9 protein-coding genes are annotated in these 12,847 nt (G+C 61.7%); 8 read left to right on the top strand and 1 reads right to left on the bottom strand.

Translation table 11 applies throughout. The features are described from left to right. The first annotated feature begins 17 nt into the window (after positions 1–17). The 7 genes from AB3X55_05705 to AB3X55_05675 all read left to right on the top strand — a co-directional run bounded on the left by AB3X55_05705 (position 18) and on the right by AB3X55_05675 (position 9,682). Complete coding sequence (locus AB3X55_05705; GenBank protein MEX0503075.1) at positions 18–482, top strand: YeeE/YedE family protein; 465 nt, start codon at positions 18–20, stop codon at positions 480–482. Between the two features lie 14 nt (positions 483–496). Then, the gene (locus tag AB3X55_05700; protein MEX0503074.1) at positions 497–937 is read left to right on the top strand and encodes a DUF6691 family protein; all 441 of its coding nucleotides are present in this window, start codon (positions 497–499) and stop codon (positions 935–937) included. A gap of 57 nt (positions 938–994) precedes the next feature. Then, a complete protein-coding gene (locus AB3X55_05695) occupies positions 995–2,182 on the top strand; it encodes a cytochrome P450 (GenBank protein ID MEX0503073.1) in 1,188 nt (395 codons plus the stop codon). Between the two features lie 45 nt (positions 2,183–2,227). Then, the gene (locus AB3X55_05690; protein MEX0503072.1) at positions 2,228–3,430 is read left to right on the top strand and encodes a PLP-dependent aspartate aminotransferase family protein; all 1,203 of its coding nucleotides are present in this window, start codon (positions 2,228–2,230) and stop codon (positions 3,428–3,430) included. A gap of 58 nt (positions 3,431–3,488) precedes the next feature. Further along, complete coding sequence (locus tag AB3X55_05685; protein ID MEX0503071.1) at positions 3,489–5,090, top strand: GMC family oxidoreductase; 1,602 nt, start codon at positions 3,489–3,491, stop codon at positions 5,088–5,090. Between the two features lie 147 nt (positions 5,091–5,237). Continuing rightward, positions 5,238–6,548 carry an efflux RND transporter periplasmic adaptor subunit gene (locus AB3X55_05680; GenBank protein MEX0503070.1) on the top strand — a complete coding sequence of 437 codons (1,311 nt, stop codon included), beginning with the start codon at positions 5,238–5,240 and terminating at the stop codon, positions 6,546–6,548. Continuing rightward, complete coding sequence (locus tag AB3X55_05675) at positions 6,545–9,682, top strand: efflux RND transporter permease subunit (GenBank protein MEX0503069.1); 3,138 nt, start codon at positions 6,545–6,547, stop codon at positions 9,680–9,682. Before AB3X55_05680 ends, AB3X55_05675 begins: the two co-directional genes overlap by 4 nt. Before the next feature lies 1 nt (position 9,683). Here AB3X55_05675 and AB3X55_05670 read toward each other — a convergent pair whose 3' ends face one another. Next, on the bottom strand, positions 9,684–11,021 hold the full coding sequence (locus tag AB3X55_05670; GenBank protein ID MEX0503068.1) for an amidase: 1,338 nt from the start codon (positions 11,019–11,021) through the stop codon (positions 9,684–9,686). Between the two features lie 119 nt (positions 11,022–11,140). On the opposite strand from AB3X55_05670, the gene betA reads away from it, so the two are divergent. Continuing rightward, positions 11,141–12,799, top strand: a complete 1,659-nt coding sequence (gene betA, locus AB3X55_05665; GenBank protein ID MEX0503067.1) for a choline dehydrogenase — start codon at positions 11,141–11,143, stop codon at positions 12,797–12,799. The last annotated feature ends 48 nt before the right edge of the window (positions 12,800–12,847 follow it).

The following is a 12,847-nucleotide window of genomic DNA, read 5'->3' as shown; positions in this document are numbered from 1 at the left end:
AGATCGGGGAGAGTTTCATGATAATTGATTTTGACAGTTTTACACCGATTGCGTCGCTCGTCGGAGGCGTGATGATTGGCCTCGCGGCTTTGCTGCTGATGCTGACACATGGCCGCGTGATGGGAATCAGCGGCATCCTGGGGGGCGTTTTCGGCGGCATGTTCGCCTCAGGCGACAAATCGGCCTCGGGCGACAAATCGGACGTTGCCTGGCGGCTGTTGTTCGTGATCGGCGTGCTGGCGGGTCCGCTGGCGCTGATGGCGCTGACCGGTGCGCCGGTGGAGCGGGCATCGGTGGCGTCCGGATTGACCCTGCCGGTCGCCGGGTTTCTGGTCGGGCTCGGGACCGCCATCGGGGCCGGTTGCACCTCGGGGCACGGGATCTGTGGTCTGGCGCGGCTGTCGGTACGCTCGGCGGCGGCTGTCGGGATGTTCATGGCTACCGCGGTCATCACTGTCTATATCGTCAGGCATGTGGTCTGAGGGGGAGGAAGATCATGATACGTGCAATTTCATTGATCCTGACCGGCGCGCTGTTTGGTGCCGGCCTTGCGCTTTCGGGCATGCTGAACCCGGCCAAGGTTGCCGGATTTCTTGATCTGTTCGGGGTCTGGGACCCGTCGCTTGCCTTTGTCATGGGCGGCGGGGTGATCGCCAATTTCATCGGCCACCGCATCGTGATGCGTCGCGCGGCACCGGTCTTTGGTTCTGGATTCGTCATTCCGACACGTTCGGACATTGACAGTCGGCTGTTGATCGGGGCGGCATTGTTCGGTGTTGGCTGGGGTCTTGCCGGTCTTTGTCCCGGGCCTGCCATTGCCTCCATCCTGGTGGCACCTGGCGAGGTCGGGCTGTTCGTGCTGATGATGCTTGCCGGACTTTTTGTCGGACGGATGCTGTCAGACGGCCCGTCGGCACGCCCTGCCACGCAAAGCTAGGCTGGCCGCACAACAGGCACCCTTTACACCCGGCGTCGGTGGCGACAGGATCTGCATATGACAGTCGCCCCGCGCTTTGACATCGATATGCAGGCCTTCTGGCACGACCCGTATCCAACACTGGCGCGGCTGCGGGAACAGGCACCGGTTGCCTTTGTTCCGCAGCTTGACGGTATCGTACTGACCCGCCGCGATGACATTGATCACTGGGAAAAACGGACTGATGTGTTCAGTTCCGAGCAGCCCGGCGGGTTGATGACCCGTCTGATGGGGCAGAACATGATGCGGTGCGATGGTGACCAACACCAGCGCCAGCGGCGTCAGATGCAGCCCGCAGTATCACCGCGTGCTGTCGCACGGCACTGGCAGCGCGCCTTTCATGACGCGGCGGCGACGCTTCTTGATGATCTGGAGGCGCATGGTGAGGCCGAGTTATGCCGTGATTATGCAATGCCACTGTCCGGCGAGGCGCTGCGGCTGATCACCGGGCTTGCCAATATATCCGCAAGCGAGATGGACGCGCATTCACAGGCAATGATTGACGGCATCTCGAACTATGCCGGTGATGCGGCCATTGAAACACGTTGCTGCCAGGCTGTGGCGACACTCGACGCGGCGATTGATGAAACGCTGTCCGGCCTTGCGCGCCACGATCCCGATCCGGATTCACTGGCCGGTGTCTCGGTGATTGCCGTGCTTCACCGCGCCGGCGCGCCCGAAGATGAAATCAGGGCGAATGTAAAGCTTGTCATCAGCGGTGGCCAGAATGAACCTCGCGATGCCATTGCCGGGGCCATCTGGGCGCTGCTGACCCATCCGGAACAAATGGCACTGATCCGACAGGGGACTGTCAGCTGGGATCGCGCGTTTGACGAATATGTCCGCTGGATGGCGCCAATCGGCATGTCGCCGCGTCGCATCGCCGCCCCGGCCTGGATCAGGGGAATCGATATCGAGCCCGGAGGCCGCGCCTTTTTCATGTTTGGCGCGGCGAACCGCGACCCGCTGCATTTTGACATGCCGGACAGCTTCGACATCACCCGTGATACACGCAAGCATATTGCCTTTGGTGCCGGGCCGCATTTCTGTGCCGGGGCCTTTGCCGCGCGCGCACTTGTGGCGCATGTCGCCCTGCCGATGATTTTTGACAGGCTGCCAGCGTTGCGGCTTGACCCGGCGCATCAGGTGGCCTTTGGTGGCTGGGCGTTTCGCGGGCCGCTTGGCCTGCATGTGAAATGGGATTGATTGCCGGGCCGCCACCGGTTCGCCATCAGCCCAGGGAGTGCTGAGATGACACGGGCACAGGATGACAAGACCGGCCGGCGGACAATTGTCAGGGGCGGCTCGCCGCCGCCTTCGGCCAGCCGGCCGGTGGTCCCGCCGCTTTACCCCTCGGTTGTCTATGCCGCGTCATCTGCCGATGCGCTGGACGCCCAGTATGAAGGCAAGGTGCCGGGATATACCTATGCTCGCGAAGGTCACCCCAACGCCGACATGCTCGCAGACAAGATCGACTGGCTTGAAGGCGGCGAGGGCGGCCTGATCACCGGGTCTGGTATGGCGGCGGTCTCGGCGATGTTTCTTGGGTTGCTGTCGCGCGGTGACCATGTGCTTGCCGGCGACCAGCTCTATGGGCGCTCGCTTCGCATGCTGACCCAGGATCTGCCGCGGCTCGGCATCGAGACCAGCTTTGCGGATGCCGGTGACGCCACCGCCATGGCGGCGGCACTGCGCCCGAATACGCGGATCATCCTTGTCGAGGCGGTGTCAAACCCGACTTTGCGGGTGGCCGATATGACAGGCATTGCCGAACTGGCAGCCGGTTCGGGGGCGCTGCTCGCGGTTGACAATACCTTTACCACCCCGGCCATGTTCCGGCCTTTGAACAGCGGCGCCGATATCGTGATCAACTCGATCACGAAATTTCTGGCAGGGCATTCCGATGTAACACTCGGCTATGTTACGGCGCGTGATCCCGACCATCGACAGGCGATGCGTGACGCCGCCGTCACATGGGGCCTGACACCAAGCCCGTTTGACTGCTGGCTTGCCGACCGGGGGCTGCACAGCTTTGATCTCCGGTTCGCGGCTGCCGAACGGAGCGCAGCGATGATTGCCGATCATCTGGCCGGGCGCAGCGGTATCCGCAAAGTGCTGTATCCCGGACGTGCCGATCATCCGGATCATGGCCGTGCGAAGTCCCTGTTCGGAGACCGGTCGGGCAATATGGTGACGTTCGAGATCGAGGGTGGCCGTCCACAGGTCAACGCCTTTATCGAGGCCGCGGCCAGCATTCCGTTTGCGCCGACCCTTGGCGATATCGGCAGCACCCTGTCGCATCCGGCCTCATCATCGCATCGCGGCCTCGCCGCTGAAGACCGTGCCGGGCTTGGCATCGGTGAAGGGATGTTTCGTCTGTCCGTCGGTATCGAGCCGGGTGAAATGCTGATCGATGAACTAAACGCCGCACTTGCGGCGATAAAGGACGATTAGAGGATATCTGAAACCTGCCGGGTCGTCAGACACTGATGCGCTGGCGAGGAGACAACTGGTGCGTGAATTTGACTATATCATTGTTGGCGGCGGCTCGGCTGGATGCGTCCTTGCCGAACGGCTGACCGCCTGTGGGCGTCATTCAGTGCTGCTGCTCGAGGCGGGTCCGTCAGACAGGCGGCTCTGGGTGCGGGTGCCGATCGGCTATGGCATCCTGTATCACCAACGGGCTGTCAACTGGATGTACAATACCGATCCCGAACCGCATCTTGACGGACGCACGGTCTATCAGCCGCGTGGCAAGGTTCTTGGCGGGTCCGGTTCGATCAACGCACTTGTCTATCACCGGGGTCAGGCTGGCGACTATGATGACTGGGCCGCAGCCGGCAATGATGGCTGGGGCTACGACCAGGTCGAAGCCGTCTATGACAGGCTGGAAACGCCGGCTCCCGAAAATCCCGGAACCCCTTTCCTGTCGGTATCGGACAACAGCGCCGATTTTCACAGCCTCTGTGGCGATTTCGTCGATTTCTGCACCGAAGGCCAGCTTCCCGCCGGGATGACGGCCCGGCGTGAGGGGGTCGGAATCGGCCCCTATCTGACAACAACCAGAAACGGCATGCGATGTTCAAGTGCGGTGGCCTTTCTGTGGCCGGCGATGCGCCGCGCGAACCTGACTGTTGTGACAGGTGCGCATGTCGAACGGATCGGGTTCACAGGGCGGCTGGCGGACAGCGTGACCTATCGGCACCGGGGTGCCAGCCACACCGTGCGGGCCGGACGTGAAATCCTGGTGGCTGCCGGTGCGGTTGGCTCGCCACAGCTGCTGCAGGTCAGTGGTGTCGGTCCGGCCCTACATCTGCGTGATCTTGGCATTGATGTCGTTCATGACCAGCCGCAGGTCGGTCAGCATCTGCAGGACCATTTCGGCATCAACTATATCTTCAAGGCCAACAAGAAGACGCTGAATGATGTGTTTGGCAGCTGGTCTGGCCGGGTCATGTGCGGGCTGGAATATCTGCTGCGGCGTCGCGGACCTTTGGCGCTCAGTGTCAATCAGTTTGGCGGGCTGGTCAAAAGCAGCGGCTCACAGGCCCGCCCCGACATGCAGATCTATCTGAATCCGCTCAGCTATCAGAGCTTTCACAAAGGGCGCCGCAAGCTGATGCGTCCGGACGCCTTTTCCGGCTTCATCATCGGCTTCAACAGCTGCCGACCGAAAAGCGAGGGCACAGTCACCATCCGCAGCCCGCGCACATCGGACGCGCCGTCGATCCGCCCGAACTATCTCAGTCACGAGGATGACAGGAACGACGCCATCGTCATGGCGCGTGTTGTTGAACGGCTTCAGAACACGCCGCATCTGAAGTCCATTCTCGCCGACGACCCGCTGACTCCGCTGGACAGGATGAATGATGAGGAAGTCCTGGCCGATTTCAAGGATCGCGGCGGCACCGTCTTTCATCTGTGTGGCACCTGCCGCATGGGGCCGGACCCTGCTTCCGCCGTTGTCGATGCAAGGCTTCGGGTCCACGGTATCGACGGGCTTCGGGTGTGTGATGCCTCGGCCTTTCCCAACATCACCTCGGCGAACACCAACGCGCCGACAATGATGCTTGCCGATCGTGCTGCCGAGATGATTCTTGAGGATGCGAAATGACATCCGGCCCGCGCGGTCTTGCCATGATTGCCGGCATCGGCATCGCCCCGGGACGGTAGCATCAGCTTGTATCGGAGTCTTTCTGCGACTATATAACCCGCAGACAGAATATCGCGCAGACAGGGCGGCTTTTCCGGCGATGGATTCATGAAATTCAGAACATCTTATATCTGGGCAGCGCTCGTGGCGCTTGGTGTTGCGGGCTGGATGGTGTCCGGCAAATTCAGCAACCCGTCAGCGGATGCAGCGTCCGAACAGGATGTGTCCGACACCTCGGTTGTGGCCGGGGCGCAGGATGGCGCGCAGGATAGCGCGAGCCTGGCCGAAACGGCTTCGGTGTCCTCTGCGCCGCGGATTTCGGCTGTCACCGTGACCAACAGTGCGGTGCGCCGGTCGGTCCGGGCCAGCGGTGTGACCCAGCCAAAGTCGGTTGTCACCGTGTCGGCGGAAATTGCCGGTACAGCCCGCAAGGTGCCGGTCAGTGAGGGCAGTGCCATTGCCGCGGGGGATGTTCTGGTGGCTCTGAACACGACCACCCTGCCTGTCAGGATCGAGGCGGCCACAGCCGAGATCGCCGCCGCGCAGACTGCCTATGACATGGCGGTTGAGCAGGCGGGCGGCACCTATGAAGAAGAGCGTGCCGCCGCGCAGGCCACGCTTGAAGTGGCGCGGCAGCGGCTGGACATCTCTCGCAAACTGGCCTCACAGAATTTCAGCGCACCGGTCGAACAGGCCCAGCTGAAGGCGGATTATGAAAATGCACGGATGGCGCTGGCACGCATTGATCTGGCAAAAAACCTCAAATCCGAGGTTGATGTCTCACAGAGCAGGGCACGACTTGCGACGGCAAAATCCAACCTTGCTGTGCTTCGTGACCAGCTGAAGAAATCCACCATTACCGCGCCAACCGGTGGCTGGCTTGAAACCGTATCGGTCGATGCCGGGGAACAGGTCGGTGCCGGGTCGCCGGTGGCGACGATCCTCAATATGGACGAGGTGAAAATCATTGTTGGTGTGCCGCAGACCGACATTGCGCAGATATCCGTTGGTGACCGGGTCAGCGTCGATGTGGCCGGCGCCGGCAAGCGCGAGGGCACTGTTTCACGCATTGCCTCGATCACCAGTTCGACAACACGGACCTTTGACGTCGAGGTGACGGTGCCGAATCCGGACCGTATCCTGCGCGCTGGGATGAGTGTAGAGGCGACCATCGATGTCGGGTTCCAGCCCGCCTTTGGCATGTCGCCGGCGCATCTTTCGGTTGCTGGTGACGGGTCCCTGACGGCCAAGATCAGCGAAAACGGCGTTGTGCGTGTTGTGCCTGTCGACCTTGTACGGTCGGGCGTGGAGCAGGTTTTCGTCTCGGGTCTGGCCGATGGTGACACGCTTTTGACCTTTGGACAGGCCTTTGTCGACGCCGGTGACACGGTCAGGGTCGACAGGGGGCCGGCCTCATGAATGCGGTGATCAGCGCGGCCTTCTCGCGTGCCGGGGCGGTTGTTCTCGGGCTGATCCTGCTCTGTGCCTTCGGGGTCAAATCCTATATCGACATTCCCAAGGAGGCCAAGCCGGACATCGATATTCCGGTGGCCTATGTATCGGTCAATTATGACGGTATCTCGCCCGAGGATGCCGAAAGGCTGCTGATCAAGCCGCTGGAAAAGCATCTTCGCACTGTCGAGGGGCTCGACGCCATGTCTTCGGTGGCGTCCGAGGGCTATGGTGCGGTCACGCTTGAATTCAACGCCGGCGAAGATATCGATCTGGCGCTTGCCGATGTGCGGCAGGCTGTCGACGATGCCAAGCCCGATCTGCCGGGTGAGGCTGATGAGCCAAAGGTGACCGAGGTCAGCCTGTCGCTGTTTCCCATTCTGACGGCAGCTCTGTATGGGCCGGTGTCGGAGCGCGAGATGGTTCTGGCGGCACGCGAGATCAAGGACAAGCTGGAAGCGCTTGAAGGTGTCCTCGAGGTGGAAATTGGCGGCGATCGCGAAGAGGTGCTGGAAATCCTTCTCGACGCCGCGGCGATCGAGGCCTATGGGCTTGACCCGTCGGCGGTGATCAGGCTGGTCAGCGGTAACAACCAGCTGGTGACCGCCGGTGCCATCGATGATGGCGGGGGACGGTTGTTGGTCAAGGTGCCGGGCGTGATCGAGACCATCGACGATCTGGTCAATATGCCGGTGCAGGCGCGTGACGATTCCACCATAACCTTTGGCGATATCGCGGTGGTGCGTCGTGCCTTCCGCCAGGCTGAGGGCTGGTCGCGGGTGAATGGCGAGCCGGCGGTGGTGCTTGATGTTCGCAAACGGGTTGGCTCGAACATCATCAAGGTTGTTGAATCCGCGCGTGCTGTCATCGACGCCGAAGCGCCGAAAATCGGCGAGGGTGTCAAGGTCAGCTACCTGTTCGATGACTCCAAGGATGTCCGGAACCTCCTCAGCGACCTTGGCAACAATGTCGCGGCGGCGGTGATCATCGTCATGGTGGTGGTGCTGGCGGTTCTTGGCATTCGCAACGCGACGCTTGTCGGGCTGGCCATTCCGGGATCCTTCTTTGTCGGCATCAGCATCCTGAACATGATGGGTGTGACGATGAACATCATCGTCCTGTTCTCGTTGATCCTGGTTGCCGGGATGCTTGTCGACGGGGTCATTGTGACCACCGAATATGCCGACCGGCAGATTGCCAAGGGCGCAACCCGGCGCGAGGCCTATCGCCAGGGTGCCCAGCGCATGGCCTGGCCGATCATTTCCTCGACCATCACCACGCTGATGGTCTTCATGCCGCTTCTCGTCTGGCCGGGTATTGTCGGCCAGTTCATGAAATATCTTCCGATCACGGTCATCTGCGTGCTGACGGCCTCGCTGTTCATGGCGTTGATCTTCATTCCCGTTCTTGGCGGGATGATTGGCAAGAAATCCGTGCCAAAGGGCGCCATTTCGGCGACGGCACCGCGAAGCTATCGCTGGCTTCTGAAACGCGCGATCCGCTTTCCGGTGATTACCATGGGGGTGGTTGTCGGTATCATTGTTGCCAGTTTCGTCGGCTATGGCAGTGCCGGGCTTGGGGTGTCCTTCTTCCCCGATATCGAACCCGATCAGGCGCAGGTTCAGGTGCTGGCCCGCGGTGATCTGTCGGCCAAGGAACGCGATGCGCTGGTCAACAATGCCGAAACATCGATCCTTCCTGTTGACGGTGTACAGGATTTCTATGCCCGTTCGTTCCGTCCTGGCGGGGGTGGCAACCAGACGCCGCGCGACTCCGTCGGCACCATTCGAACCGTCTTTGCCGACTGGAATGAACGCGACAAGGCGGCCACGCTGATCGACCAGATGCGGGATCTGGTTGCCAGCCTTGCCGGTGCCGATTTCAGCATCACCAAACAGCAGGAAGGTCCCGGCGGGGCCTTGCCGATCCGGATCGAGATCCTGGGCGACGACCTTGACGAGCTTGCCACGGCAACCGACCAGATGGTGGCGCGGATGATGGCGCTTGGCGGTTTTGTGGATATCGCCGACAACCGGCCCCTGCCGGGTCTGGAATGGACCCTGGTCACGGATCGCGAGGCGGCAAGCCGTCATGGTGTGTCCATCTCGTCCCTTGGCACGATGATCAAGATGCTGACACGCGGCGTGCGGATTTCCGATTTCCGCCCCGATGACTCCGATGACGAGCTTGACGTTGTCATGCGGTTCATGGGGGACCAGCGCAATATCGACCGGCTTCGGGAATTGCGGGTGCCGGCGGCGGACGGATCCTACATTCCAATTTCCGTCTTCGCCAAACTGCAGCCCCGGCCGAAAGGTGGTGATATCGAGCGCAAGGACGGTACACGCTATATGTATATCAATTCCGATATCGGCGACGGCGTGCTGGCGGCAGAGCGGATTCAGACATTGAAGGATTCGCTTGCCGAGACCCCACTGGCGCAGAATGTCCGCGTGAAATTCGGCGGTGAGGACGAAGATATCGCCGAGACGCAGAGCTTCCTTCAGCAATCCTTCACCCTGTCGCTGCTGCTGATGGTGATTGTCCTGATGGTTCAGTTCGGGTCAGGCTGGCAGGCCTTTGTCACCATGTCGGCCATCCTGCTGTCGACAGGCGGTGTCGTTCTCGGCCTGTGGGCGGCGAACCAGCCATTTGGCATTGTGATGTGCGGGCTTGGCGTGATTGCGCTTGCCGGTATCGTGGTCAACAACAACATCGTCCTGATCGACACCTTCAATGAATACAGGCGGCGCGGATATGACGCGCGTGATGCCGCCTTCCGTGCCGGACTGGTGCGTTTCCGGCCCGTGATCCTGACTGCGGTGACGACGATACTCGGGCTGTTGCCGATGGTGTTCCAGCTGACCATCAAGATCATGGATCGTGAAATTCTGGTCGGCGCGCCGTCATCGCAATGGTGGACGCAATTGTCCAGCACCATTGCCGGTGGCCTGACCTTTGCAACCATACTGACCCTGGTGGCAACGCCGGCGATGCTGGTGATTGGTGGGCGTTTTGCCCGTGATCGGGCACAGCCGTCACTGTTCCGGCGGCTGGCGGATCGTTGGCGCCGCAATCGTGGATTTGTGCCGGCCGAGTAGCCTAGCCGCTGACCACCGGTTCCACGCTGGCGGCGATGGCCAGCAGCCGTCTGTCATGATGGCGTGAACCCATCAGGGAAAACCCGACAGGTGCGCTTGCCGGCGCATGGCACGGCAGGGTGATGGTTGGTCTGTCCAGATAGTTCGACAGCGCGGTGTTGCGAAGCACCCGGGCGCTTGCCGTCATCAGCTGATCGATCCCCTGCAGGGCGTCAATCGGCATCGGCAATGCCGGTGTGGTCGGCAGCGCCACCGTATCGAACGGGCGGGTCACGGCCTGAACGGCGGCACAGGTCTGCGTACGCTCACGACACATGGCGATGAAGTCGGCGGCGGAAATGTCACCACCACCGGCCAGACGCGCCGCGACATAGGGGTCGTATTCGTTGCCACGCGTTGCCATCATCTCGCGATGAATTTCATGTGCTTCGGCTGACACGATGCTTTTCGCGCGGTTTGCCGGACGCAGTTCCTCGAGGATATCAATCCTGATGTCGGTGATCTGCGCGCCAGCCGATGACAGCCTGTCGATGGCGGCGTCAAAGGCCGAGGCCACCTGCGGGTCCAGATCGTCGAACAGATAGCCGCGCGGCACCGCCAGTCGCAGTCCGGCAAGAGGAAAGCCCGATTCCGATTTGCCATCACCGCCGGTCATCAGGTCATCCAGAATCGCACAGCATTCGACGCTGGCCGCCATCGGGCCTGCGGCGTCAAAGGATGTGGACAGTGGATAGACCCCGGTCGATGGCATCCGGTGTGCTGTCGGCTTCATGCCGACAATGCCACAGAACGCGGCTGGTGCGCGGGTTGACCCCCCTGTGTCGGTGCCGATCGTCGCGGCCGCCATGCCGTCGGCGATTGACACCGCACTTCCCGAAGATGATCCGCCGGCGATATGTCCATCGCCCTGATCACGGCCATAGGGGCTGCGGGGGTTGCCATAGTGCGGATTCATGCCAAGTCCGGAATAGGCGAATTCGGTCATGTTGGTCCGGCCAATGATGATGAAACCGGCGGCACGAAGGCGGGCCACCACGGTGGCATCACGGGCGGCTGGCGCGGCATCATCAAGCACCCTTGATCCGGCGCGCGTTGTCTCGCCGGCAATGTCGAACAGATCCTTGACCGACAAGGTGACCCCGGCAAAGGGCGGCAGAGCGGCGCCGGCGGCGCGCAACCTGTCGATATGGTCGGCCTCGGTCCTGGCACCCTCTGCATTGACGGTTATGAAGGCCCGCGTGCCATCTTCGCTGTCAATGGCGGCAAGACAGGATTCAACATGATCTCGGGCGGTGAGTGTGCCGGCAGCAAGCCGCTCGGCGATGGTGGAAATGGTCATGGACATCTGCCGACTATGACCCGGCGGCGCTGAAAAATCATCCGGAAAATCCGTCACCCCGCGGCCTGTCGATGACGGGTCTGCTTGACGTGGCTGGCGCGGCTCCTGATAGTGGCGCCATGACTGACAGCTATGACTATATCATCATCGGTTCGGGATCGGCGGGAAGCGCGCTTGCCTACAGGCTTGGCGAGGATGGCACGCGGCGGATTCTGGTACTTGAATATGGTGGCAGCGACGCCGGCCCGTTGATCCAGATGCCGGCTGCCCTGTCATATCCGATGAACATGCCGCGCTATGACTGGGGCTATCTGGCGGAACCGGAGCCATCGCTCGGTGGACGTCGGCTTGTCTGCCCGCGTGGCAAGGTGATTGGCGGATCATCCTCGATCAACGGCATGATCTATGTCCGTGGTCATGCCGGTGACTATGCGCATTGGGAGGAATCGGGTGCCGCCGGATGGGGCTATGCCGACGTGCTTCCCTATTTCAGGCGGATGGAAACATCGCATGGCGGCGAGACGCCATGGCGTGGCACCGACGGGCCGCTTCACGTGACCCGTGGCCCGCGTGACAACCCGCTTCATGACGCATTTGTCGCGGCGGCCGAGGCGGCGGGCTATGCGGCGACCCCGGATTATAATGGCTATCGCCAGGAAGGGTTCGGCCCGGCCGATATGACGGTCTGGAAGGGACGGCGCTGGTCGGCGGCGAGCGCCTATCTGCGGCCGGCAATGGCGCGTGGCAATGTGCGGCTTGTTACAGGCGCGCTGGTCGATAGGATCCTGTTTGACGGCGCGCGCGCGGTGGGTGTCAGCTATCGCCGGCGTGGCACCATGCACGAGGCGCGGGCAAATGCCGAGATTGTGCTGGCGGCGGGGGCCATCAATTCGCCCCAGATCCTGCAGCGATCGGGCATAGGGCCGGGCCGCGTTCTTCAGGATGCGGGCGTTGCTGTGCATGTCGACAGGGCCGGTGTGGGGGCCAATCTGCAGGATCATCTGGAAGTCTATTTTCAGATTGCCTGTCTCCAGCCAATCACCCTGTATCGTCATCTAGGTCTTCTGGCCAAAGCCCGTATCGGGGCGGAATGGCTGTTCTTCAAAAGGGGACTTGGCGCGTCAAACCAGTTTGAAACACTGGGGTTTATCCGCTCGGCTGCCGGCGTCGCCTATCCTGATATCCAGTATCATTTTCTGCCTGTGGCAATCAGCTATGACGGCAAGGCCCCTGCCGAGGGGCACGGGTTCCAGCTTCATGTCGGGCCGATGCGCTCAAAATCACGCGGCCATGTCAGGATCCGTGACGCCGCGCCGGACTCGGCACCTGAAATCCGCTTCAACTATATGAGCCATCCTGACGACTGGGCAGAGTTTCGCCGCTGCATCAGGCTCAGCCGCGAAATCATCCGGCAGGCGCCGATGGATCCCTATCGCGGTGATGAAATCCAGCCTGGCGAGGCCGCCACTTCGGATGCGGCAATTGACAGCTTCATCCGTGACCATGCCGAAAGCGCCTACCATCCGTGCGGCACCCTTCGCATGGGCGCGGCGGATGATCCGGCAAGTGTCGTTGACCCGCATTGCCGGGTGATCGGGGTTGACGGGCTGCGGGTTGCGGATTCCTCGATCTTCCCGCGGATCACCAATGGCAATCTCAACGCGCCCTCGATCATGACCGGCGAAAAGGCGGCAGATCATATTCTTGGCCGCACACCGCTGGCGCGCGCCAATGACACGCCGTTCTTCCATCCCGACTGGGAGCATGTCCAGCGATAGGTCGCAGCACCTGCTGGCGGTACAGAAACATTCTTGTGCCGGTCTGGC

Source organism: Alphaproteobacteria bacterium LSUCC0719 (assembly GCA_040839025.1).
GTDB lineage: Bacteria > Pseudomonadota > Alphaproteobacteria > Puniceispirillales > Puniceispirillaceae > UBA8309.
Note: the sequence above shows the minus strand (reverse complement) of the source record. Positions and strands in the feature narration are given on the sequence as shown.

Coding starts and splice junctions, on each gene's coding strand:
- AB3X55_05675 (MEX0503069.1), top strand. CDS start 6,545: ATGAATGCGGTGATCAGCGCGGCCTTCTCGCGTGCCGGGGCGGTTGTT.
- AB3X55_05705 (MEX0503075.1), top strand. CDS start 18: ATGATAATTGATTTTGACAGTTTTACACCGATTGCGTCGCTCGTCGGA.
- betA (MEX0503067.1), top strand. CDS start 11,141: ATGACTGACAGCTATGACTATATCATCATCGGTTCGGGATCGGCGGGA.
- AB3X55_05680 (MEX0503070.1), top strand. CDS start 5,238: ATGAAATTCAGAACATCTTATATCTGGGCAGCGCTCGTGGCGCTTGGT.
- AB3X55_05670 (MEX0503068.1), bottom strand. CDS start 11,021: ATGACCATTTCCACCATCGCCGAGCGGCTTGCTGCCGGCACACTCACC.
- AB3X55_05690 (MEX0503072.1), top strand. CDS start 2,228: ATGACACGGGCACAGGATGACAAGACCGGCCGGCGGACAATTGTCAGG.
- AB3X55_05700 (MEX0503074.1), top strand. CDS start 497: ATGATACGTGCAATTTCATTGATCCTGACCGGCGCGCTGTTTGGTGCC.
- AB3X55_05695 (MEX0503073.1), top strand. CDS start 995: ATGACAGTCGCCCCGCGCTTTGACATCGATATGCAGGCCTTCTGGCAC.